This is a genomic window from Streptomyces coacervatus, assembly GCF_029223485.1.
GTDB lineage: Bacteria > Actinomycetota > Actinomycetes > Streptomycetales > Streptomycetaceae > Streptomyces > Streptomyces coacervatus.
On sequence record NZ_JARHTP010000015.1, the window covers coordinates 106,041 to 129,815 of the forward strand.

At 68.5% G+C, this 23,775-nt stretch carries 19 protein-coding genes and 1 pseudogene; 7 read left to right on the top strand and 13 right to left on the bottom strand.

The window, feature by feature from the left end; translation table 11 throughout:
* Positions 1-95: 95 nt before the first annotated feature.
* The 3 genes and pseudogenes from P2Q00_RS32485 to P2Q00_RS32495 form a co-directional block, all read right to left on the bottom strand.
* A complete protein-coding gene (locus P2Q00_RS32485) occupies positions 96-332 on the bottom strand; it encodes a hypothetical protein (RefSeq protein WP_275777002.1) in 237 nt (78 codons plus the stop codon).
* Positions 332-873: pseudogene (locus P2Q00_RS32490) on the bottom strand (hypothetical protein). Before P2Q00_RS32490 ends, P2Q00_RS32485 begins: the two are co-directional and overlap by 1 nt.
* A 39-nt stretch (positions 874-912) precedes the next feature.
* A complete protein-coding gene (locus P2Q00_RS32495) occupies positions 913-1,317 on the bottom strand; it encodes an ATP-binding protein (RefSeq protein ID WP_275777003.1) in 405 nt (134 codons plus the stop codon).
* Between the two features lie 203 nt (positions 1,318-1,520).
* On the opposite strand from P2Q00_RS32495, the gene P2Q00_RS32500 reads away from it, so the two are divergent.
* Both P2Q00_RS32500 and P2Q00_RS32505 read left to right on the top strand, forming a co-directional pair.
* Positions 1,521-2,363 carry a helix-turn-helix domain-containing protein gene (locus tag P2Q00_RS32500; RefSeq protein WP_275777004.1) on the top strand — a complete coding sequence of 281 codons (843 nt, stop codon included), beginning with the start codon at positions 1,521-1,523 and terminating at the stop codon, positions 2,361-2,363.
* 8 nt (positions 2,364-2,371) lie between these two features.
* Positions 2,372-2,575 (top strand): DUF397 domain-containing protein, encoded by a 204-nt coding sequence (locus P2Q00_RS32505; RefSeq protein WP_275777237.1) that lies wholly within the window; start codon positions 2,372-2,374, stop codon positions 2,573-2,575.
* Position 2,576: 1 nt separating this feature from the next.
* Here the strand turns inward: P2Q00_RS32505 and P2Q00_RS32510 are convergent, their stop codons facing one another.
* The 7 genes from P2Q00_RS32510 to P2Q00_RS32540 form a co-directional block, all read right to left on the bottom strand.
* Positions 2,577-3,704, bottom strand: coding sequence for an ABC transporter ATP-binding protein (locus P2Q00_RS32510; RefSeq protein ID WP_275777005.1), 1,128 nt, complete (start codon positions 3,702-3,704; stop codon positions 2,577-2,579).
* Positions 3,705-3,726: 22 nt separating this feature from the next.
* Positions 3,727-4,788, bottom strand: coding sequence for an ABC transporter ATP-binding protein (locus P2Q00_RS32515; protein ID WP_275777006.1), 1,062 nt, complete (start codon positions 4,786-4,788; stop codon positions 3,727-3,729).
* A 21-nt stretch (positions 4,789-4,809) separates the two neighbouring features.
* Positions 4,810-5,790: an ABC transporter permease gene (locus P2Q00_RS32520; protein WP_275777008.1), complete on the bottom strand. Its 981-nt coding sequence runs from the start codon at positions 5,788-5,790 to the stop codon at positions 4,810-4,812.
* 95 nt (positions 5,791-5,885) lie between these two features.
* Positions 5,886-7,694 carry an ABC transporter substrate-binding protein gene (locus P2Q00_RS32525; RefSeq protein ID WP_275777009.1) on the bottom strand — a complete coding sequence of 603 codons (1,809 nt, stop codon included), beginning with the start codon at positions 7,692-7,694 and terminating at the stop codon, positions 5,886-5,888.
* A 95-nt stretch (positions 7,695-7,789) separates the two neighbouring features.
* Positions 7,790-8,824 carry an ABC transporter permease gene (locus tag P2Q00_RS32530; protein ID WP_275777010.1) on the bottom strand — a complete coding sequence of 345 codons (1,035 nt, stop codon included), beginning with the start codon at positions 8,822-8,824 and terminating at the stop codon, positions 7,790-7,792.
* A 555-nt stretch (positions 8,825-9,379) separates the two neighbouring features.
* A complete protein-coding gene (typA, locus tag P2Q00_RS32535) occupies positions 9,380-11,287 on the bottom strand; it encodes a translational GTPase TypA (protein WP_275777012.1) in 1,908 nt (635 codons plus the stop codon).
* Positions 11,288-11,447: 160 nt separating this feature from the next.
* The gene (locus P2Q00_RS32540; RefSeq protein WP_275777014.1) at positions 11,448-13,577 is read right to left on the bottom strand and encodes an ABC transporter family substrate-binding protein; all 2,130 of its coding nucleotides are present in this window, start codon (positions 13,575-13,577) and stop codon (positions 11,448-11,450) included.
* A 332-nt stretch (positions 13,578-13,909) separates the two neighbouring features.
* On the opposite strand from P2Q00_RS32540, the gene P2Q00_RS32545 reads away from it, so the two are divergent.
* The 4 genes from P2Q00_RS32545 to P2Q00_RS32560 are packed head-to-tail and all read left to right on the top strand — an operon-like array spanning position 13,910 to position 17,780.
* A complete protein-coding gene (locus tag P2Q00_RS32545) occupies positions 13,910-14,200 on the top strand; it encodes an Rv0250c family protein (RefSeq protein ID WP_275777015.1) in 291 nt (96 codons plus the stop codon).
* A 31-nt stretch (positions 14,201-14,231) separates the two neighbouring features.
* Positions 14,232-15,053 (top strand): succinate dehydrogenase subunit SdhC, encoded by an 822-nt coding sequence (gene sdhC / locus P2Q00_RS32550; protein ID WP_275777016.1) that lies wholly within the window; start codon positions 14,232-14,234, stop codon positions 15,051-15,053.
* Positions 15,054-15,069: 16 nt separating this feature from the next.
* Complete coding sequence (locus P2Q00_RS32555) at positions 15,070-17,013, top strand: fumarate reductase/succinate dehydrogenase flavoprotein subunit (RefSeq protein WP_275777018.1); 1,944 nt, start codon at positions 15,070-15,072, stop codon at positions 17,011-17,013.
* Complete coding sequence (locus tag P2Q00_RS32560; protein ID WP_275777020.1) at positions 17,010-17,780, top strand: succinate dehydrogenase/fumarate reductase iron-sulfur subunit; 771 nt, start codon at positions 17,010-17,012, stop codon at positions 17,778-17,780. Before P2Q00_RS32555 ends, P2Q00_RS32560 begins: the two co-directional genes overlap by 4 nt.
* Here the strand turns inward: P2Q00_RS32560 and P2Q00_RS32565 are convergent.
* Positions 17,761-18,066: a hypothetical protein gene (locus tag P2Q00_RS32565; RefSeq protein WP_275777022.1), complete on the bottom strand. Its 306-nt coding sequence runs from the start codon at positions 18,064-18,066 to the stop codon at positions 17,761-17,763. The two genes, P2Q00_RS32560 and P2Q00_RS32565, sit on opposite strands and share 20 nt — an antisense overlap.
* 37 nt (positions 18,067-18,103) lie before the next feature.
* A complete protein-coding gene (locus P2Q00_RS32570) occupies positions 18,104-19,321 on the bottom strand; it encodes a glycoside hydrolase family 18 protein (protein WP_275777024.1) in 1,218 nt (405 codons plus the stop codon).
* Between the two features lie 116 nt (positions 19,322-19,437).
* On the opposite strand from P2Q00_RS32570, the gene P2Q00_RS32575 reads away from it, so the two are divergent.
* Positions 19,438-21,006 carry a hypothetical protein gene (locus tag P2Q00_RS32575; RefSeq protein WP_425579638.1) on the top strand — a complete coding sequence of 523 codons (1,569 nt, stop codon included), beginning with the start codon at positions 19,438-19,440 and terminating at the stop codon, positions 21,004-21,006.
* A gap of 83 nt (positions 21,007-21,089) precedes the next feature.
* Here the strand turns inward: P2Q00_RS32575 and P2Q00_RS32580 are convergent, their stop codons facing one another.
* Positions 21,090-23,747 carry a SpoIIE family protein phosphatase gene (locus P2Q00_RS32580; protein ID WP_275777025.1) on the bottom strand — a complete coding sequence of 886 codons (2,658 nt, stop codon included), beginning with the start codon at positions 23,745-23,747 and terminating at the stop codon, positions 21,090-21,092.
* Positions 23,748-23,775: the final 28 nt, after the last annotated feature.

Here is a 23,775-nt window from a genome sequence, read left to right on the forward strand (position 1 = left end):
TCCCGCCTCCGTCCGGCTACTTGATCGCCGATCCTAATGAAGGCCCACGCCTTCCGAGGCGCGGGCCTTCTTCACATCCGGAGAGCGGTCCTGGATCACTCCTCCACGAACAGCTCAGCCGCGTCCGTGGCGTGCACTGCGTGTTTGGCCCAGGCCGTTTGCTGGTCCTGATCCGTGCAGGCCAGTACGGAGTCCGGTACCGGGTGGATGCCTCGCCATTCCAGGATGCGCACGACCATCTCGGCACCCGCCTGGACGCGGCCCTGTTCCCGGCCTTCTTCACGTACCTGCTCGGCCAGCGGGTGCCGCCAGAAGTACTGGATGGGGGCCATCAGGTCCCTCCACACTCCCCGACGAACAGCTCAGCCGCCTCCGTAGCGTGCACTGCCCGCTGCGCCCAGACCTCCAGCTGGTCCAGGTCCGTGCAGGCTTCCACCCGCTCGCGGACGGCGTCGGGTACGGGGATGCTGCGCCATTCCAGGATGCGCAGAATCATCTCGACGCGGCCCTGGATACGGCCTTGCTCTTGACCTTGCTCTCGCCCCTCCTCACGCACCTGCTCCGCCAGAGGATGCCGCCAGAAGTACTGCATCGCCGTCATCAGGTCCCTCCACATCTGCTTCACCTGAGGGTCGGCCAGGCATGAGTCGACGAACTGCGCGCCAGAAGGTAGTCGCCCTCGTCGGTCTCCGCGCGTAACAGCGTGTCCACGCGCCGCTCGACCGGTTCGATCTCGGTGAGGTCGATGTTCATCCCGGCGAATTCCCGCGGCTCGGGAAAGGCGACGCCCAGCACCTGCTGCAGGGCCCGCGTCAGCAGCGCGGGGTCCTTCTGGAAGATCCGGTGCATCGCCTCGTGCAGCGAGCTGACCATCGGCTCTACTTCCTTTCCGATCTTTCCGGCATGATCAAGCTACGAGACGGCCAGGTCACACCAGACGAACTTGCCCCGGTCGCCGAACCGCGTCGCCGGCTGCCAGCCCCAGTTGTCCGCGCAGGCCATGACCAGCCCGAGCCCCCGCCCCTCCTCCAGGTCCTCGACCTCCTCCAACCGCCGTGGCGGGTCCGGCGGTTCGGGGTCGCCGTCCCACGCCCCGATCCACACGGCACCCTCCGGGAATCGGCGGACCCGGAGGGCCGCGGACCCCTTGGTGTGGCGTACGGCGTTGGAGGCCAGCTCCGCCGCCAACAGCTCCGCAGTGTCCGCGAAGGCGATCAGACCGTGCATGGTCAGAATCAGACGCACGGTGCGACGGCAGACGGTGACGGCTCTGAGGTCGTTCGGGATGTAGAGGGTGTAGTCCCAGGTTTCGGGCATGCGTCAACTCCGTTCAGAGGGAGGGGATTTCACCTGCGGTGGCATTGCCGCAGCCGTCATGGCAGGACGGAGCGGTGCGCTTCCGCTGCGTGAGCGTCGCATCACCGACGGTAGGTCTATATCTACATGTCTTGCAAGCCGGTCGCGTAATCTGCCCCTCGAACGAGTCGCGCTCACAGGCGCGTTGGGAGCAAGGAGTAGCCATGGCCCTGAGGCGCGAGCCAACAGCACGTCAGACGCGCCTGGCGGTTGAGCTGCGCAGACTGCGAGAGGCCGCGGGCCTGAACGCCCGCCAGGCAGCAGCTCTGCTGGAAGTGAGTCCCGCCCAGATCACACATATCGAGTCGGCACTCGCGGGGGTGAGCGAGAAGCGGCTTCGCCGACTCGCTTCCCACTACGCCTGCGCGGACACGGAGTTCATCGACGCCCTGGTCGCCATGGCCACGGACCGGACGCGCGGCTGGTGGGAGGAGTACCGAGGTCTGCTACCCACGCCTTTCCTCGACCTCGCCGAACTGGAGCACCACGCCACGTTCCTACGCGAGGTGCAGTTCCTGTTCATCCCCGGCCCGCTCCAGACGGAGGAGTACGCCTGCGCGGTCTTCTCCTACCGGGTGCCCGAACTCCCGCAGGAGGAACTGGAGTTGCGCGTCCGCCACCGGATGCAGCGCAAGGTCTTCCTCGAAACCACCCCGTACGAAGCAGTCATCCACGAGGCGGCCCTGCGCATCAACGTCACCGACCGCGCCGCCTCACGAGCCCAGCTCTCGCGCCTCATCGAACTCTCCGAAGCGGATCACATCACCCTGCAGGTCATCCCCTTCGCCCTGGAGGGCTTCGCCGGTGCCGCGAGCGCCATGGTGTACGCGGGTGGCGCCGTACCCAAGCTGGACACCGTCGTACAAGATGCGCCACACAGCACCGCCTTCATCGACTCTGAAGCCGAACTGGATGCCTTTCGAACGCTCTTCCGTAAGGTAGAGGACGTATCACTCGAACCCGAACGGTCGCGCGACCTCATCCACCGGCTGACGAAAGAGCTGTGAGGCACCCCATGGGCACCCCCGACAACTGGCGGAAGTCGTCCTACTCGGGCCCGGGTGACGGTAACTCCTGCGTTGAAATAGCAAACAACCGCACCCGAGTGGCAATACGCGACTCCAAGACCCCGGCCGGAGCAACCCTGGCCTTCCCCACCGCAGCCTTCACCCCCTTCATCGAAGCCCTGAAGCACACACCCCCCACAGCCACCCCCTGACTCACCCCTCAGCCGCATCCTCCTCCAGCGCCACCAACGCCGGATCCAGCACAATGTCCTCCTCCCGAGCCCCGATCGTCGGCTCCTCCGGGAAGTGGCAGGCAGTCAGGTGGCCCTCATGGTTGCCGGAGATCTGGACCAACGGCGGCTCCTCCGCCGCGCACTTGTCCTGCGCCTTCCAGCACCGCGTGCGAAAACGGCAGCCGGACGGCGGGGAAATGGGCGACGGAACATCCCCGGCCAGCCGAATACGCTCGCGCCCACCCGACTCCTGCTCCTCGTCGAGACTCACCTCAGGCACAGCGGACAACAGCGCATGGGTATACGGATGCCGCGGACGGGCATAGATCGACGCCCGGTCCCCGACCTCGATGATCTTGCCGAGGTACATGACCGCCACACGATGCGAAAAGTGGCGTACGACGGCCAGGTCATGAGCGATGAACAGGAACGCGATGCCCAGTTCCTTCTGCACCTCCTGAAGGAGGTTCACGACCTGCGCCTGAATCGACACATCCAACGCCGACACCGGCTCGTCCGCCACGATCAGCTTCGGCTCCAGCGCCAACGCCCGTGCCACGCCAATACGTTGACGCTGACCACCCGAGAACTCGTGCGGGAACCGGTTGAAGTGCTCAGGGTTAAGGCCCACGATCTCCAACAGCTCACGGACGCGCCCCTCCCGTCCCCCCTCCGGCTCGATCCCGTTGATCTCCATCGGGCCCGAGATGATCTTGCCGACCGTCTGGCGCGGATTCAGCGACGAGTACGGGTCCTGGAAGATCATCTGGATCTCGGAGCGGATCGGCGCCAGCTGCTTGCGTGAAGCGTGTGTGATGTCCTTGCCCCGGTACGAGATCCTGCCCGCCGTCGGCTCCAGCAGCTTTGTGATCAGGCGGCCCGTGGTCGACTTGCCGCAGCCCGACTCCCCCACCAGGCCGAAGCTCTCGCCGACATGCACCGTCAGGTCGATGCCGTCGACCGCCTGCACCGCACCGACCGTGCGCCGGATCGGGAAGCCGCCCTTGACCGGGAAGTGCTTGGTCAGGCCGGAGACTTCCAGCAGTGTCTCCCCGGCCGGGCCGGCGTCCGCGTCCCGGGGGGCGGGGAGGACGAGGTCCTCTGTCATGACGTCTCCTCCTAGCCCGGGCCTAGCCCAGCCGGGGCTTGATCTCTTCGACAAAGATGGTGTGTTTCTGCTCCGCCGTGAGGTGGCACGCGGAGGCTCGGTCGGGGGCGAGAAGCGGGCGTTCGGTGATGCAGCGAGTGCCGCCCACCCGGTCCTGGAACGTGCAGCGGGGGTGGAAGCGGCAACCGGACGGGGGGTTCAACAGAGACGGCGGGGTTCCGGGGATCGGGGCGAGCGGAGCCGACAGGTCCGAGTCCAGGCGCGGCATGGAATTCAACAAACCCCAGGTGTACGGGTGTTGAGGGGACCGCAGGACCTCCCTCGTCGTGCCCCGCTCCACCGCACCGCCCGCGTACATCACCATGATGTCGTCGGCCATGTCCGCGATCACGCCCAGGTCGTGCGTGATGAAGATGATCGCCGAGCCGAACTCCTGCTGCAGCGACTTCAGCAGGTCGAGGATCTGAGCCTGGACGGTCACGTCCAGTGCCGTCGTCGGTTCGTCGGCGATCAGTAGATCCGGGTCGCAGATCAGCGCCATCGCGATCATCGCGCGCTGGCGCATACCGCCGGAGAACTGGTGGGGGTAGTCCTTCGCCCGTTCCCTGGGGTTGGGGATGCCGACCTTTCCGAGCATCTCCACCGCACGCGCCCAGGCCGCCTTCTTCGAGGCCCCGGTGTGCTTCATGAACGGCTCGGCGATCTGCCGGCCCACCGTGTAGTACGGGGACAGGGCCGTCAGCGGGTCCTGGAAGATCATGGCGGCCTTGTTGCCGCGCAGCTTCTCCAGCTCCGACTCCCGGGCGGTCGTCAACTCCTGGCCTTCCAGGAGGATTTCGCCCTCTACGGTGGTGAACTGCGGATTGTGCAGGCCGAGGATCGTCAGGTTGGTGACGGACTTGCCGGAGCCCGACTCGCCCACGATGCCCAGCGTCCTGCCGCGCTCCAGGTCGAAGGAGAGCCCGTCGACGGCCCTCACCACGCCGTCCTCGGTCCTGAAGCTGACATGCAGGTCCCGCACCGAGAGGAAGGCGCCCGCGTCCGCCGGTACGGGATCCCCGGCTGCCTTGGTCACAGTGGTCACGGCTTACTCCTCATACCCGGCCTAGGCCAGCCGCACGCGCGGGTCGATATAGGCGTACGCGGCGTCGACGACGATGTTGCAGAGCAGGATCATGGTGGCGGAGAACAGCATCACGCCCAGCAGCAGCGGCAGGTCGCTGAAGAAGACCGACTCCACGGCGAGGCGGCCCAGGCCAGGCAGACCGAAGGTGTACTCGGTGATGATGGCGCCGCCCAGCAGCGAGCCCAGGTCGATGCCGAAGATGGTGACGATGGGGATCAGCGAACCGCGCCAGGCGTAGCGGAAGAAGACGTACCGGCGGGACATGCCCTTCGCACGGGCGGTGCGCACGTGCTCCTCCTGGAGCTGCTCGATCATCGACGAGCGCGCCATACGGGTGTACTGCGAAGCGAAGATCGTGGACAGGACCACCCAGGGGATGATCAGGCCGGTGAACCAACTGACCGGACCGGCCGTGAAGTCGTTGTACGCCGGCTTGTCGAAGAGGTGGCTCTGGTACACGAGGACTGCCAGGGCCAGTGGGCCCAGGAAGTAGATCTGCATCGAGCTGATCACCATCGCCCCGGCCGTGAACGTCTTGTCGATCAGCGTGCCGCGCTTCCAGGCGGCGATCAGACCGGTGCCGAGGCCGAGGATCAGGAAGCAGACCGCCCCGCCGAGGGTGAGCGAGAGGGTGGTGGGCAGCCGGTCCATCAGGGTGCCCCAGACCTGCTCGTTGGTGTGGTACGAGTACCCGAAGCAGGGCGCGGGGCACGGGCCTTGGGTGAACTGGCTGCTGCCGAAGAGCAGGTTGTGCAGGAAGATCCCGTACTGCTCGGGGACCGACTTGTCGAGGCCGAGCACATGGTGGATGTTGGCGAGGTTGGCCGGCGTGCACTGCTTGCCGCACATCAGCAGCGCCGGGTCCCGAGGCATCCCGAAGAACAGCAGGAACGTGACGACACTCAGCAGGAAGAGGATGACGAGGGCGCCGAGCGACCGGCGGACGAGGAAGCGCAGCATGGCAGTGGCAGCTCTCAGGCGTCAGCGGACCGGGCGGTGCCCGGCGCGCCCCGCGGCGAAGCGGAGGGAGGCGCCGGACACCGGTCGGGCGGGGGTTACTTGACGTACAGACGACGCGGGTCGATGCCGGCGATGACGTCGTCGTAGGCGAGGCCGCCGATCTTGGAACCGGCGATCTGGACCTGCTTGAAGTAGCCGGTCGGGACGATGTTGATGACGTCCTTCACGATGTACTTGTCGAGCTTCTCCCACTCGGCCGCGGCCTTGACCGGGTCGGTGATCTGGTTGATGCGGTCGATCTCGCTGTTGACCTTCGGGTCGTTGATCTGCGAGTAGTTGGACGCACCGTCGGCGATCACTCGGCCGTCGAACGTCGGCGGGATCACGGTCGAGGCGGACGGCCAGTCGGCGCCCCAGTTGGTGTTGAAGATGTCGTAGTTGTTCTTGATCTTGCTGACCTGGTCGTAGTACGACTCGGCCGGGATCTCCTGGCGCTGGACGTCGAAGCCGGCCTGCTTCAGGCCCGCCGCCATGGCGGTCGAATAGGCCTGGCCCTCCTGCGAGTTGATGTAGCCGAAGGTCAGCTTCATACCGACCTTGCCGGCCTCCTGGAGCAGCTTCTTGGCCTTGGCCGCGTCACCGGCGGGCTTCTCCTTCTTGCCCCACGGGTCGAAGCTCGGGTCGTAGCCGCTGACGGTCGGGCTGATGATGCCGCCCGGGATCTCCATCGCGTCGGCGCCGCCGTAGGCGCGCTGGAACGGCGAGACGGGCAGCGCGTAGGCGATGGCCTCGCGGACCTTCTTGTCCTTCATCGCCGGGTGGCTCAGGTTGATGTTCATCTGGCCGACGAACGGCTGATAGCCCTTGACCGTACGGGACTTCATCTTCGGGTCGCTGAGCACCTTGGACAGGTTGCCCGCGTCGACCGAGTTCTGGAAGCTGACGGCGGTCTGGTCGCTGCCGCTGTCCGCGAGGAGCGCCTTGGTGGAGTCCTCGTACTGCTGGTTGAACGTGACGTTGAACTGGTCGACGTACTGATGCCGCAGCGGGTCCGTCTTCGGGTCCCAGTTGGGGTTCTTGACGAGCACCATCGACTTGCCGGACTTGAAGGACTCGATCTTGTACGGACCGGTCGTCACCGGCTTCTTGTCGTACTTCTCCTTGGTGTCGCCCTTCTGGGAGACGACCGAGTAGCCCACCATGCCCAGGGCGTACGGCAGATCGGCGTGCGCCGTCTTGAAGTGGAAGACAATGGTCTTCGCGTCGGGCGTCTCCAGGACGGTGTTCGGCAGGTGCTTGCCCTTGTACGGGCCGTCCGGCAGCAGCTTGCGGTAGTCGGCGCCCGGGGTGTTGGCCATCCACTGCTGGATGTACGTCGGGCCGGTGTTAATGAAGGACGCGAAGAGCCGCTCGAAGGTCTGGCGGACGTCCTTGGACGTGATCGGCGTACCGTCCTCGAACTTGATGCCGTCCTTGAGCGTGTACTTCCAGGTCTTGCCGCCGTCCGTGGTGGTGCCGGCATCGGTGGCGAGGTCACCGACGACCTCGTGCTTGGTGCCGTCGTTGCTGGTGGCTTTGAAGCCGGTGAGTCCTCTGTGGTAGAGCTGCGCGATCTGGCTCTCGTTGGAGACATAGATCTGGCCCGGGTCCAGGTGGGCGATGCTGTCGCGGGCCGGCACGCTGACGGTGCCGCCGCTCTTGGCGCCCGGTACCGCGGGCGCCGGCCCCTGGGAGTCGGCGGCGTCGCCGAACTTGATGGACGCCTGCTGCCGCTGGGCGTTCTCCTTGTCCTGCTTCTTGTTGTCGCCCGTGTCGCTGCCGCCCTTGCTGCAACCGGTCAGCACGAGTGCCCCGGCCGCGAGCACCGAGGCTGCGGCGTATGCGTGGCGTCCGCCCTTGCTCATCACTCAGTTTCCACCCATCTGTGTGTCACCAGTGCGAAGGAAGTGCCATGTGCTTGCCATGTGCCATCCGGGCGAGGACGCCCCCAACTTGTCGGTCAGCGCGCCGTCTTGGGGTCGAAGGCGTCCCTGACCGAGTCCCCGAGCAGGTTGAAGGCCACGATGAAGATGATCATCGAGATGCCGGGGAAGAACATGTAGGTGATGTCGTTCTGCATCACGAGTTCGGTGGACGCCTTGGAGAACATCTGCCCCCAGTCCGGCGTCGGTTCGACGATGCCCACACCGAGGAAGGACAGACCGGCCTCGGCGGTCACGAAGTTGGGCAGCAGATAGGTGCCCTGCACGAGGATCGGCGTGACCACGTTCGGCAGGATCTCCCTGCGGATGATCCGCCAGGGCGGGGCCCCGCTGACCCGGGCCGCCTCGATGAACTCCCGTTCCCGCAGGGCAAGTGTGGTGCCGCGCAGCACCCGTCCCAGGCTCATCCAGCCGAGGAACCACTGCACCAGGATGAGGGCGACCACCCGGACGTAGACCGGTGTCTCGTCGCGCGGGCTGACGAAGAGCGAGACCACGACCGGCATGCTGGCGATGAAGAACAGCTGGGCCGGGAAGGCGAGGAGGAAGTCGATGACCCGGCTGATGAAGTAGTCGGCCCTGCCGCCGAGATAGCCGGCCGACACGCCGAGCAGGATGCCGGTGAGGACTGCCGCGATCGTGACCGCCACGGAGATCATCAGCGAGGTGCGGATGCCGTAGAGCAGCTTGGTGAACACGTCGTAGCCGTTGCCCGGTTCGAGGCCGAACCAGAACTCGCTGCTGATACCGCCGTTGGGCTTGATCGGCACGCCCGCGCTGTCGAAGAGTTCCGGTCGCACGTCCGCGTACACGGTGTACGGGTTCTTGCCGTACAGCTTCGCGATCAGCGGGGCGGCCAGCGCGATCAGGAAGAAGAAGGCCACGACAAAGGCCGAGATCACGCCGGTGCGGTCGCGCTTGAAGCGGATCCACATCAACTGGCCGGGAGAGCGGCCCTCCAGAGCCTTGGCCTCGGATGTCGCCTGAGACTGTGGTGCGTCGTCGACCGCGACCGACGTACCGCCGCCCTCGACGTCGATAGGACTTGTCACAGTGTGCCCATTTCACAGGTGTGGGTGTGAGGGGTTCCCGGGTACTGCGAGAACGCGCGAACTCCCAGTGGAACGCGCGTAGTTGCAGGACCTGATCACACTGCTGGCAGCGACGAGCCGAACCACTTTGCATTCGTGACACCGTGCATGGGATTCCTCCTCATGACTCCACGTGACTCCACGCGTTCACCGACAGGAGGGGATGCACGAGCACCCTCCGACACCCCTGACGGAGGGTCAAACATCCCCTGGTGCTCGTGAGTCGGCGCCGTCCCCACGGCGCGATGACCCATTGACCCGAGCGCTACGCGGCTAACTATCTGCCATGAGCCAGAGGCCCGACCACCGTCTTTAAATCTCAATTCAGTCACAGCTGGCGCCTACATCTTCCCAGACTCGGACAAAGTGTTCGGGAGGAGAAGGCCGCGAAACGGACGTGTTACATGGGTATCGGGCGCACGGATCCGCATTTCGGACATACGGCGGCTGAAAACGGGCTGCAAAAAGCCCGGTTGCCCCCAGGATGGGGGCAACCGGGCTTCAAGTGGCCTGTTGTCAGCCGTGCTTGGCGCGGCTCGCGGCGCGGGCGCGCTCGCGGGCGTCCAGGTTCACCTTGCGGATGCGAACCGCCTCCGGGGTGACCTCCACGCACTCGTCGTCGCGGCAGAACTCCAGCGACTGCTCCAGCGAGAGCTTGCGCGGCGGGACGATCGCCTCGAACGTGTCGGCCGAGGAGGACCGCATGTTCGTGAGCTTCTTCTCCTTGGTGATGTTCACGTCCATGTCGTCGGAGCGCGAGTTCTCGCCGACGATCATGCCCTCGTACACCTCGGTGCCGGGGTCGGTGAAGAGCACGCCGCGCTCCTGGAGGTTCGTCATCGCGAAGGCGGTGACGGCACCGGAGCGGTCGGCGACCAGCGAGCCGTTGTTACGGGTCTGCAGGGCGCCGAACCAGGGCTCGTGGCCCTCGTGGATGGAGTGCCCGATACCCGTGCCGCGCGTCTGCGTCAGGAACTCGGTACGGAAGCCGATGAGACCGCGGGACGGCACCACGAACTCCATGCGGACCCAGCCCGAGCCATGGTTGGACATGTTGTCCATCCGGCCCTTGCGGACGCCCATGAGCTGGGTGACCGCGCCCATGTGCTCCTCGGGCACGTCGATCGTCATGCGCTCGACCGGCTCGTACGTCTTGCCGTCGACCTGCTTCGTGACGACCTGCGGCTTGCCGATGGTCAGCTCGAAGCCCTCGCGGCGCATCTGCTCGACCAGGATGGCGAGCGCCAGCTCACCACGGCCCTGGACCTCCCAGGCGTCCGGACGCTCGGTGTCGAGCACACGGAGGGAGACGTTACCGATCAGCTCGCGGTCGAGACGGTCCTTGACCTGGCGGGCGGTGACCTTGCGGTCCTTGACCGCGGCCTTGTTGTCGGCGCCCTTGCCGGTACCGCCACGGCCGACCAGCGGCGAGGTGTTGGTACCGATGGTCATCGAGATCGCCGGCTCGTCGACCGTGATCAGCGGCAGCGGGATCGGGTTCTCGGGGTCGGCGAGGGTCTCGCCGATCATGATGTCCGAGATACCGGCGACGGCACAGATGTCGCCCGGGCCGGCCACCTCGGCGGGCTTGCGGGTGAGCGCCTCGGTCATCAGCAGCTCGGTGATGCGCACGTTGGACATCGTGCCGTCACGCTTGATCCAGGTGACGGTCTGGCCCTTGCGCAGCTCGCCCTGCTCGACGCGGAGCAGCGCGATACGGCCGAGGAAGTTGTCGGCGTCCAGGTTGGTGACGTGCGCCTGGAGCGGGGCCGTCTCGTCGTACTCCGGGGCCGGGACGTGCGACAGGATCGTGGAGAAGAACGGCTCCAGGTTGGTGCTGTCGGACGGGACGGTGCCGTCCTCCGGCTTGGTCAGCGAGGCGACACCGTCACGCGCACACGCGTAGACGATGGGGAACTCGATCTGGTCCTCGTCGGCGTCGAGGTCGAGGAAGAGGTCGTAGGCCTCGTTGACGACCTCGTCGATGCGCGAGTCGGGGCGGTCCGTCTTGTTGATGCACAGGATGACGGGCAGCCGGGCCTGCAGCGCCTTGCGCAGCACGAAGCGGGTCTGGGGCAGCGGGCCCTCGGACGCGTCGACGAGCAGGACCACCGCGTCCACCATCGACAGACCACGCTCGACCTCGCCGCCGAAGTCGGCGTGGCCGGGGGTGTCGATGATGTTGATGGTGATGACGTCGCCGCCATCCTTCGGGTGGTACTTCACGGCCGTGTTCTTGGCCAGGATCGTGATGCCCTTCTCACGCTCCAGGTCGTTCGAGTCCATCATGCGGTCGTCGAGCGATTCGGCGGCGTGCGCGGCGAAGGCACCGGCCTGCTTCAGCATGGCGTCGACGAGGGTCGTCTTCCCGTGGTCGACGTGGGCGACGATGGCGACGTTGCGGATGTCGTGGCGCGTGGCCATATTGCGGCGTACTCCCGGAGAGTGAGGAAGGCCTGCGCGTACGTCTGTGTTACGCGGACCCTGCCGGGCTTGACATGCCACGGCCTCACCCCATGTTACGTGGCCCTGAGGGAGACGGCCTCCTCAGGGCCACGTGGCCCAGTTGCCGGACGGGCTCGGCTCAGTCTCCGGACGGGCTCGCGGAGGGCTTCGCACCTTTCTTCAGGAAGCCCATGTCCTGGTAGAGCGGGGTCTGGAAGCCGAAGGACCCGGCGTTCACCAGGTTCTTCCTCGCGGCCATGAGCTGGGGACGCTGGTACAGCGGGATGGAGCCGGCCGCCGCCCAGATACGGGAGTCGGCCTTGCGGATCAGGGAGAGATTCTCGTCACCGTCCAGGGTGGCCGCGGCCTGGTCGAAGAGATGGTCGACCTGGTCGGTACCGACGCGGGTGTAGTTCTGCTCGACGTCGAGGGAGCCGTCGGCGGCAGGAACCGGCTTGGCGTAGATGGGCCGGGCGTCGGTGGCGGGGAAGGCGGTGGCGGGCCAGGAGTACAGGGCGAGGTCGAACTGTCCGGACGCGATGTGGTCCTTGAAGTAGCTCTCGTCGGAGACCTTCGTGATCCGGGTGCTGATGCCGACCCGCTGCAGCATGCGGCTGATCCCGTCGGCCACGGTGCGCAGGGCTTCCGAGCCGGGTCCCGACGGGAGCACGAAGCGGAGGGTGAGCGGCTTGCCGTTCTTGGCCAGCATCCCGGACGCGGCGCCGGCCGGGGCCGCGGTGCCCTTGGGGGCATAGGCGCCGGGCGCGCCGCCCTGCTGCGGCCGCGCTCCGGCGTACTGCTTGCCGTCCGTGACCTTGTCCTGCTTCTTCGTGTGGTCCTTGGGGTCCTTGTGGTGTCCGCTCTTGCTGTCGCCGCCGCTGTTGTCCTCGCCGACGATGTACGTCCCGTCGTCCCCGCCCTCGGACTCGTCGGCGCCGCGGCCCTCGGACCCGGCGGCCTTCTCGCCCTTCTCCTTCTGCTCCTTCTTCTGCTCCTTGACCGGACCGCCGCGCACCCACCCGGCGTCCGTGAGCAGCGCCTGCGCCTCCGCGGTGTCCTGGCCGCCGAGCGATCCGCTGTTGTCGGCGTAGGCGGCCTGCCCGGACAGTGCCAGATGGCTGCCGACGGGCACGGCGGGCAGCCCGAGCGGCTTGAGGACGGCCTCGGCCAGCGCCTTGCGGTCGAGGGCGCGGGCCACTGCCCTGCGCACGCGCTCGTCCGCGAGGGGACCCTCGGAGCCGTTGAGGGCGAGCTGGGTGTAGACCGGCTCCAGCGACCTGCGGACCTCGAAACCGCCCAGGGCCCCGGCGTCACGGGGCAGGGCCTTCGCGGCGGGGCGCGCGGCGCCCGGGCCCTGCAGCGGCGTGCCCGTGCCCCCCGCCCGGCCGGCCAGGTCGATGCGCTGGGCGGCTGACGGGTCGATCTCGGCCAGGTCGAGCTTCCCGTCGGCCAGTGCGGCGGCCCGCTTGTCGAGCGGTACGGCCTGCAGGTCGATCTCGGCGAGCTTGGCGGGCTGACCCCACCAGCGCGGGTTGCGGACGAGGGTGACCTGGGCGTTCTTGTGGTCGACCGCGCTCAGGGCGAAGGGCCCGGCGGTGACCTTGAGCGCCCTGCGCGCCCCGTCGTTGAAGGAGTCCGGCGTCCCCATGACGTCCTTGGGGTACAGCGGCGAGAACAGCGACTGCCAGTCGGCGTACGGCCGCGCGAAGGTGACCTTGACCTCCAGGTCGTTGGCCCCGCGCTCGATCTTCTCGATGCGGTCGTAGCCGGCGTTGCGGGCCGTCCAGTACGCGTTGTCCTTGCCGGACAGGGCGCGCCACTGGGCGGCGAAGTCGGCGGCGCCGATCTCACGGCCGTCGCTCCAGACGGCCTGCTGGTTCAGCTTGTAGAGCACGACCTGCTTGGGCTCGGTCTGGACGACCTTGGCGGACTCCAGGTAGTCGGAGTTGCGCTGCGGCCGCCCGGTCGCGTCCAGTCGGTACATGGACGGCAGGACGGCCTGCGCGATGCGGTTCGTGGTCGCGTCGGCGTCCGACTGGAACGTGTTCAGGGTCTCCGGTACGTCGTCCACGGCCCAGTGCAGGGTTCCGCCGTCGGCCACCAGATCACGGGCGGCGGGCACGATGTCCTGCGCGGCGACCGGCTTGCCCGCCTCGTCCTCGGAGGAGCAGCCAGTGAGCACGGGCACCACGAGGGCACCCGCGGCGAGGAAGGCGACGGAACGCGCGACCGCGCCGGGCCTGGTCCTCAATCTCCCGTCGTGGGACATCTCTGCTACCTCCGAGGCTGCTCCAGCCGGTGACACGGGTGGGGGTTTGCTCACATTTGGCGGTATTTTTGAGCTGATCAGATCTACGGCCCCACTGAAGAGGAAAGGGTTCGCCCACCGGGGGCGACACGGCGGCAGCGGCGGGCAACCCCACCCGTGCGGCGCAATGTGCGCCCCCGGCGCACACAGAGCGCTTGCAGGCGTGCACTGGAGGCATGCAATCCGCCAATCGCTGCACATCCCTTCCCACCGGCAGGTGTGACGCGCAACACTCGCAGGCGCATGAACGTTGCCACCGGGGGCCTGACGGCCCATGGAAGTGAGGTCACGTCATGTCCGTGCAAGACGACCTGACGTCAGTCCAGCGCTGCCTAGACGACCTGTTCCGGTCCGTGGGCCGCCTGGAGAAGCAGCTGGGCAGTGGCGGGCTGGACATGCGCCGCGTCCGCGCCGACGCCGACCACCTGCGGGAGAGCGTCGCGCTCCTGAGTGCGGCGGCGTCGAGTCCGGGCACGCCCCGCAAACCCGAACTCGTCACCATCCCCGACACGCCCTACGACCGCTCGCTGTGGATCGACACGGACGACGAAGGGCTCGGCGCCCACCACGGCCCCGGCCACTGAGCGCCCCTAGACACCGACCGGAGTCTTCAAGTTGGCCACTGGTACGGAACCACATCTGAACAGCGGCGGCGTACGGACCGGTACGCGCGCCGCGATCGACGCCCCGCATCTGCGCACCGACCGTTGGTGGCTGGCCCCGGCCGCCACCGCGGCCGGACTGCTGGCCTTCATCGTGTACTCGACCTGGCGGGCCTTCGCGAACGCGGACTACTACTCGGCGCCGTATGTCTCCCCGTTCTACTCGCCGTGTCTGGCGGAGAACTGCAAGACCATGCCGTCCGGCCCGAACGCCGACCTCTTCGGGAGCTGGTGGGGCATCTCCCCCGCCATCATCATCCTGATCTTCCCGCTCGGCTTCCGCCTGACCTGCTACTACTACCGCAAGGCCTACTACCGGGGCTTCTGGGCATCGCCCCCGGCCTGTGCGGTGGCCGAGCCGCACAAGAAGTACACCGGTGAGACCCGCTTCCCGCTGATCCTGCAGAACATCCACCGGTACTTCTTCTACGCGGCGATCCTGGTCGCGGGCGTGCTGACGTACGACACCGTGCTGTCCTTCCGCGACACCCACGAGAACTGGGGCCATATGGGCCTCGGCACCGTCGTGTTCCTGGTCAACATCACGCTGATCTGGATGTACACGGTCTCCTGCCACTCCTGCCGGCACATCGTCGGCGGCAAGCTCAAACACTTCTCCAAGCATCCCGTGCGCTACAAGGCCTGGCAGTTCGTCGGGAAGCTGAATGCCCGTCACATGCTGCTCGCCTGGGCGTCGTTGGTGAGCGTGGCGCTCGCCGACTTCTACGTCTATCTGGTGGCCTCGGGCGCCTTCGACGATCCGCGATTCTTCTGATGAGGGGTGCCTTCTGATGTCCGTGGTCGACCGCCAGGAGTGGGACGTGGTCGTGGTCGGCGCCGGCGGCGCCGGGCTGCGTGCGGCCATCGAGGCGCGCGAGCGGGGTGCCCGTACGGCCGTGATCTGCAAGTCGCTGTTCGGCAAGGCGCACACGGTGATGGCCGAGGGCGGCATCGCGGCGGCGATGGCCAATGTCAACGAGCACGACAACTGGCAGGTCCACTTCCGCGACACGATGCGCGGCGGCAAGTTCCTCAACCAGTGGCGGATGGCCGAGCTGCATGCGCAGGAGGCCCCGGACCGGGTGTGGGAGCTGGAGACCTGGGGTGCCCTCTTCGACCGTACGAAGGAAGGGAAGATCTCCCAGCGCAACTTCGGCGGCCACGAGTACCCGCGCCTTGCGCACGTCGGCGACCGTACGGGCCTGGAGCTGATCCGCACCCTCCAGCAGAAGATCGTCTCGCTCCAGCAGGAGGACCACCGCGAGACCGGCGACTACGAGTCCCGGCTGAAGGTCTTCCAGGAGTGCACGGTCACCCGGGTCCTGAAGGACGGAAGCCAAGTCTCCGGTGTCTTCGCCTACGAGCGCGAGACCGGCCGTTTCTTCGTGCTGGAGGCCCCTTCCGTCGTCATCGCGACGGGCGGTATCGGCAAGTCCTTCAAGGTGACGTCGAACTCGTGGGAGTACACGGGCGACGGCCACGCGCTCGCGCTGCTGGCCGGGGCGCCGCTGCTGAACATGGAGTTCGTGCAGTTCCATCCGACGGGCATGGTCTGGCCGCCGTCGGTGAAGGGCATCCTCGTCACCGAGTCGGTGCGCGGCGACGGCGGAGTGCTGCGCAACTCCGAGGGAAAACGCTTCATGTTCGACTACATCCCCGACGTCTTCAAGGAGAAGTACGCGGAGTCGGAGGAGGAGGGCGACCGCTGGTACGAGGACCCGGACAACAACCGGCGTCCCCCCGAGCTGCTCCCCCGCGACGAGGTCGCCCGCGCGATCAACTCCGAGGTCAAGGCGGGCCGCGGCTCCCCGCACGGCGGTGTGTTCCTCGACGTCTCGACGCGTATGCCTGCCGAGGTCATCCGGCGGCGGCTGCCGTCCATGTACCACCAGTTCAAGGAGCTGGCGGACGTCGACATCACGGCGGAGGCGATGGAGGTCGGGCCGACCTGTCACTACGTGATGGGCGGTATCGCGGTCGAGTCGGACACGGCGGCGGCACGCGGGGTGCCCGGCCTGTTCGCGGCCGGCGAGGTCGCGGGCGGCATGCACGGCTCCAACCGCCTCGGCGGGAACTCCCTCTCCGACCTGCTGGTGTTCGGGCGCCGGGCGGGCTGGCACGCGGCCGAGTACGCGGCGGCCCTGGCCTTCGGGCGCCCCGCCGTCGACGACGTCCAGGTCGACACGGCGGCCGCGGAGGCCCTGCGCCCCTTCTCCGCCGAGGGCCCCGCCCCCGGCGCGGACGACGGCCGCCCGCCGGAGAACCCGTACACCCTCCACCAGGAACTCCAGCAGACCATGAACGACCTCGTCGGCATCATCCGCCGCGAGGGCGAGATGGAGCAGGCGCTGGAGAAGCTGGCGGATCTTCGGGTACGAGCGCGTCGGGCCGGAGTGGAGGGCCACCGCCAGTTCAACCCGGGCTGGCATCTCGCGCTGGACCTGCGGAACATGCTGCTGGTCAGCGAGTGCGTGGCCCGGGCGGCCCTGGAGCGCTCGGAGTCCCGCGGCGGCCACACCCGCGAGGACCATCCGACGATGGACCGCAAGTGGCGCAACATCAACCTGCTGTGCCAACTGACCGACCCCACGGGCGGGTTGGCGGCCACGGACCCCGTCCGCGGCCAGATCGACCTCACCCGTGAGACCACCGAGCCCATCCGCCCCGACCTGCTCGCTCTCTTCGAGAAGGAAGAGCTGGTCAAATACCTCGCCGAAGAGGAGCTCTACGAGTGAGCAGCTACGAGGCCCGCTTCAAGGTGTGGCGGGGCGATCTCAAGGGCGGAGACCTTGAGGACTTCAAGGTCGAAGTCAACGACGGCGAGGTGGTGCTGGACATCATCCACCGCCTCCAGGCCACCCAGGCCCCTGATCTGGCGGTCCGCTGGAACTGCAAGGCGGGCAAGTGCGGTTCGTGCTCCGCCGAGATCAACGGCCGCCCGCGCCTGATGTGCATGACCCGCATGTCCGTCTTCACCCGGGAGGAGACGATCACCGTCACACCCCTGCGTGCCTTCCCGGTCGTACGGGATCTCGTCACGGACGTCGGCTTCAACTACCAGAAGGCGCGCGAGGTCCCCGCGTTCGTGCCGCCGGAGGGTGTGGCTGCCGGCGAGTACCGGATGATGCAGGAGGACGTGGACCGCTCGCAGGAGTTCCGCAAGTGCATCGAGTGCTTCCTGTGCCAGGACACCTGCCATGTGGTGCGCGACCACGAGGAGAACAAGCCGGCGTTCGCGGGGCCGCGCTTCCTGATGCGGGTCGCGGAACTGGACATGCACCCGCTGGACGCGGCCGCCGAGGGCGGACTCGACCGCAAGAAGACCGCCCAGGACGAACACGGCCTCGGCTACTGCAACATCACCAAGTGCTGCACGGAGGTGTGCCCCGAGGGCATCAAGATCACGGACAATGCGCTGATTCCCTTGAAGGAACGGGCGGTCGACCGCAAGTACGACCCGTTGGTGTGGCTGGGGTCGAAGATCAGGAGGCGGTCTTCGTAGCGCCCCGGCCGGGGCGCTGGGCAAGGAGCTGGATGATCATCCCGCCCATGAACAGGCACCACCCGATGACGGGAAGGGGGCTCAGCCCCGCGTCCATGAGCGGTCCCAGAAACATCCACAGGCCCAGCCCGAGTGTGCTCACCAGTGACCCGTAGCCCCACAGCCGGGGCCGCACCACCCGGCGGCGGGCAGGCCGCGGCACCCAGTCCGCCACGACGGCCGCGATGCCGCACGCGGCGAGCAGCGCCACGGCCAGCCATGCGGCCACCACCAGGTATATGTGCATGCCGATCATCGTCGCACCGGAGTGGCTGCGGGGGAAGTCATCCCACCCAGCCCTCCCGGTACGCCCGCCAGTCCGCCTCCGTGGCCGCGAAGTCGACGTAGAGGGCGACGCCGAAGTTCGCGCGGCTGGCGTCCGTGCGGGACAGGCCGAGGCGGGCGCCGCGGACGGCGGCGGGGACGGTTTCGGCATGGTTCCAGTGGCCGAACCGGTTCTCGTGGTAGAAGGGCAGGCCCATCAGCAGGTCCGTCGACTTCGGGGTGGCCTCCAGGGCGAGTGACGTCTGCTGGGCCACATAGCCGCCGTACAGGCTCTGCAGCGGCTGCATGGTGTCGTACGACATCACGGCGATCTGGTCGACCCGGCGCGCTACCTGCCCGAAGAACCTCTGCGACCACCACTTCGGGTGTCCGGCGACCGTGCCCCAGAAGGAGTGGAACCCGGGGAGCGGGTCGATCTGGTGGGCGGCGACGGACAGCAGGGCGTGGTGCGCGCGGGTGACGGAGTGGAGGGAGTCGAGGAGGGCGAGGTAGTTGCGGTCGCCGGAGTGGAGGGGCTCCAGGTCGAAGTGGACCCCGTCGAAGCCGGTGGCCAGGATCCGGCGGGTGGAGGCGACGACGGCGGCCCGGGTCGCGGGGCGTTCCAGGCGCATCCCGGTCGGGCTCTCGGTCGCGAGGACGTCGCCGAGCCAGGCCTGCACGCGGAGCCGCGGCGCTCGGCGGTGCAGGGTGGTGATGAGCCAACTCGCCTTGGGGTAGGCCGACTTGGGGAGGGTGCCGTTGTGTTCGAGCGGGCCTGCGTGGACGTAGACGTCACGGATGCCGGTGCCCTGGAAGCGGTCGGCGAGGGCGGTGACGTCGGCGTCCGTTTTGCGGCCGTCGATCCAGGCGTGGCCCAGCCAGATGGCGTCCTTGTTCCTGGTGTACGTGCCGGCTGCGGGGTCGCCGGTGTAGTTCACGCGAAGCGCGGTCTCGGCGGCGAGGGTGGGGAGGAGCAGGGCGAGGATCAGGGCCAGGACGGTGCGTTTGATCCTGCGGCGCCAGGGGTGGCTTGCGGCCTCGGCTTCGCCATCGGCCTTTTCGTTCCCACCCGCACCACCCGTGCAACTTTCGTCCTCGGGTGCGGGTGGCCCCTGTGGGGGTTCCTGAGCGTCGGCGGGTGCGGGTTCATGGGGAGCAGCGGCTGGGGATTCGTCGGTAGCGGCGACCGGCCCTTCCGCGTCGGGCCTCTCCACGTGCACACGCTCCGTCCGGTCCATCCCCGCTCCCCCTCGTGCATCGTCCACCTTGGCCATCGGTCCCCCTGCGTCACCCCACCCCCACCTCTGACGCACCCCGGTCGCGCGGCCGCATTCCTGCTCATACGCTCCGAAATGTGACGTCATCCTTGATCCGGGGCCGGCCGCGGCGCGCCACCTCTCACATATGTGTGCGGGTGCTGCACACCGTGGTGGGCGGGCTGGCCGCGGTGGTGTGGCTGATGTTGCCGTGGATGACGATCAACAGCGACGCGCCGGTTCCCGTCACCCGTGCGCACCAGGCCGTCGCGAGCAGCGCCGCGCCGGAGCAGGACGGGACGTCGGCCGCCGACCTGGTGCTGCCGCTCGTAGCGGTGGGCGCGGCGGTCGTGCTCGCCGGGTACGGGTATGTGCGGCGCACGCGACGGGCCCGGACGCGCACGACGCCCGGCGGCACCGCGACCCCCGCCGGGCCCGCCGAACCGCCGCTTTCGGAACTCGACGAGCGGGTAAGGGCGTTGCTGGTCGAGGCCGACGACTGCGTACGCACCAGCAGGGAGGAGCTCGGCTTCGCAGAGGCGGGGCTCGGCGCCGAAGCCGTGGCACCGTTCGCACAGGCCGTGCGGGACGCCGAGTCCGAGCTGTCGGCCGCCTTTCGCATGCGGCAGCAGTACGACGACGGTGTCCCGGACGACGAGACCTCCCGGCGGCACGCGCTCGCCGGGATGGTCGGGCGGTGTCAGGAGGCGGGGCGGCGGCTGGACGCGGAGGCCGCGGGGTTCGACCGTCTGCGGGCGCTGGAGACGGCGGACGGTCTGGCGGCGGCGCTGGAGGTCGCGGAGGACCGGTTCCGCGCGCTGGCCGCGCGTACCGGAGCCGCACAGGCGACACCGGCCGGCCTCGGCGAGCGGTACGGCTCCGCCGCGATCGGCGCCGTCACGGGCCATGTCGAACAGGCCAAGGACCGTCTGCTGTTCGCCACGACCCGGCTCAACCAGGCCCGCCAGTCGGCCGACCTCGGGGAGGGCGAGGGCGCGGCACGCCATCTGCGGGCCGCCGAGGGGGCGATAGCCCAGGCCGAGGTGTTCGTCACCGGCATCGAGCGGCTCGCCGCCGATCTGACCTCCGCCGCCGGGTTGGTACCGGCCGCGCTCACCGGGGCGGAGGCGGAGCTCGCGGCCCGTACCGATACGGGAGCCGTCCCCGCCGGCGAGCTGCACGCCCGCGCCGCACACGCCGACCTGGTCCTGGCCGCCGTACGGGAAGAACTGACCGCCGGACCGTACGACCCGCTCGACGCCCTCCGGCGGATCGTGCAGGGGCTGGCGCCGTTGGGTGCGGGGCGGGCCGGGGTGCTCTCGGTCGCTGCGCTGCTGGTCGCCCGAAATGCCGTGACCGACACCGACGCCTTCGTCACAACACACCGGGGAGCAGTCGGAAGCACGGCGCGCACCCGACTGGCGAAGGCGGAGCGGCTGCTCACAGACGGTCCACCGGACCTGCCCGCAGCCGACACCCTGGCCCGCCACACCCGCGAACTGGCCGAGCAGGACGTACGCATACACGGCAACCCGATCGACGGCCCGGCAGAGCACGAGACCGGAGCCGCAGGGGCAGTCCTGGGCGGAGTCCTGGTAGCCGGGTCACCCGCAAGCTACGGCGGCCCGCACACGCGGCCCCGAAGAGGGCGCGCCAGCGCCCTCTAGGGGCGCGGGGAACTGCGCGAGCAACCACAACGCACCCGCACTCGCCCGACAACCGCACCCCCTCCCCAATAGGCGCACCCCCGTCAAAACAGACTCAACAACGCCTCCGCCGGATCCGCCAACCCCGTCTCCCCATCAGGCAACGGCAGTTCGAACCACACCGTCTTGCCACGAGGCGTACGACGCGATCCCCAGGCGGCGCTGAGGAGGCCGACGAGCTGAAGCCCCCGGCCACCTTCATCCGTGTCACGCGCCCGCCGCCGCCGAGGCTGCACAAGCCCGGAGTCCCACACCTCACACACCAGCGTCCGGTCGAGCAGCAGCCGCAGCCGTATCTCACCCTCGCCGTACCGCAGAGCATTGGTGACCAGCTCGCTGACCAGCAACTCCGTTGTGTCGACGAGGGGTTCGAGGTCCCAGGACAGCAGCTGCCCGCGGGCGTACTCGCGGGCCCGGCCCACGCTGCGCGGCTCCCGCGGCAGCGTCCAGTCGCCGACCGAGTCGGCGGGCAGACCCTGGACGCGGGCCATCAGCAGGGCGATGTCGTCCTCGCCGTGATGGGTGTCGAGGGTGTTGAGGACGTGGTCGCAGACGTCCTCCAGGGGCCGCGTCGGATCCGTCAGCGCTCCCACGAAGGCCTGGAGGCCCTCGTCCAGCGGATGGTCGCGGGATTCGACCAGTCCATCCGTGTAGAGCGCCAGCAGCGCACCTTCGGGGAGTTCGACCTCGACCTCCTCGAAGGGCTCCCCGCCGACGCCGAGCGGCATGCCCGGCGGCACGTCGAGCATCAGCGCGTCCTCGCCGGGCTCGACCAGGACGGGCGGCAGATGGCCCGCGTTGGCGAAGGTGCAGCGGCGGGTGACGGAGTCGTAGACGGCGTACACGCAGGTCGCGAGGTACACCTCGGAGAGGTCCGCCTCGCGGGGGCGGCGGGCCGCGCGGGTGGCCTGCTGGACGCCGCCCGGTGCGCCGAGGCCCCGTGCGATCTCGTCCAACGCGCTGAGCACTTCCGCCGGTTCGAGGTCGAGAAGGGCAAGTGTTCTTACGGCCGAACGGAGTTCGCCCATGGCCACGGCCGCGCGCAGTCCGCGGCCCATGACGTCACCGACCACCAACGCCGTACGGTGGCCCGGCAGTTCGATGACGTCGAACCAGTCGCCGCCGACCTCGCTGGGGCGGTCGGCGGAGGAGTTGCCCGGCAGATAGCGGCAGGCGATGTCCAGGCCGGAGGCCACCGGGTCGCCCGGCGGGAGCAGGGACCGCTGCAGTATCAACGCCCGCTCGTGTTCACGCCGGTAGAGGCGCGCGTTGTCGATACAGACCGCCGCCCGCGCCGCCAGCTCCACCGCGAGGTCCCGGTCCCGGTCCCCGAACGGCTCACTGCCCTTGGTGCGGGCGAACTGCGCCAGTCCTACGACGGTGTCGTGGGCGACCATCGGCACGGCCAGCGTGGACTGGACGAGGCCGCCCTCCTCGGCGGGCACGAACTGCGTCCGGGCGGTGCGCAGAGCGTCCGCACAAGGTGAGTTGAAGGGGTAGTGGTGGACGGCGCCCACGGCGACGGGCGTGCCGCCCCCGACGAACGGCGCGTCGGAGACCGCGCTGGCGAAGGCGACCCGGCGCAGCTGCGCGCTGCCGTCGGCGAGGCCCGGCGGGGTCTCGTCGCCGGCCAGCAGGCCCTGGTAGAGGTCGACCGTCGCGAGGTCGCAGAAGCCGGGGACGACGACGTCGAGGAGTTCGCGGGCCGTGGTCTCCAGGTCCAGGGAGTTGCCGATGCGGGCGCCGGCCTCGTTGAGAAGGGCGAGATTGCGCCGCGCGGCGGCGGCCTCGCGGGCCGCGGCGCGACGGGAGGTGATGTCGGTTCCGAGCCATGCGATGCCGATGGGGCGGCCGGAGCCGCTGTGCACCCGGTAGAGGTTGATGGACCAGTGGCGACGACCCTCCGAACCGGGTACGAAGCCCGTGACGTGCATGTCCGTGATCGAGTCGCCGGTCTCCAGGACCCGGCGCAGCGTGGCCGCGACCCGCTCGGCCTCGGGCCGCTGCAGATAGTCGTGGACACCGCGGCCGCGATGGTCGTCGGGCGTGCCGCCGAAGGTGCTCGCAAACTGCTGGTTGGCGCGGCGGACCCGTAGATCGGTGTCGATCAGCAGGAAGCCGAAAGGAGATTGACCGAAAATCGACTGCGAGGCGGCCAGGTCGGTCTCGATGCTGCGCAGGGTGCGTACGTCGACCACGATGCAGACGGCGGCCTTCTCGCCGTCCTCCGTCCGCGTCGGCATCACATAGACCTCGGCGAGCGCCTCCCGCCCGGGTTCCCCCTCGGCCGCCCCGGGCTTACGGAACGGGACCACTCCGGTCCACTCCCGCCCGTCCAGGATCTCGGCCATCTTGCGCTGACCCTGCTCCCGCAGGTCGGGGTCGATGAACGCCTCGATGGGGTCCATGCCGACCGCGCGCTCGGCGGGGATCCCGAAGAGCTGCTCGGCGCGCAGACTCCACTGGTCGACCAGCCCGTCGGGGCCGATGGAGAAGGACGCGACCTTGATGTAGTCGTAGATGGAGCCGGGCGGACTGCTCTGCCACATGGCGTCGCCGTGAGGCGTTCCGTCGAAGGAGGACAGGCCCGTCCCGCCCGCCGTCCCGCTCGTCACGTCGGCCGCGGCATCACCCGCAGCCTCCGCCCTCGCGCCGTCCGACGGGTCCTCGGACTCCGTGGCCTTCGCTGGTATCTCGCTCACGCGAACCGTCCCCTCCAGCTCACCGCGT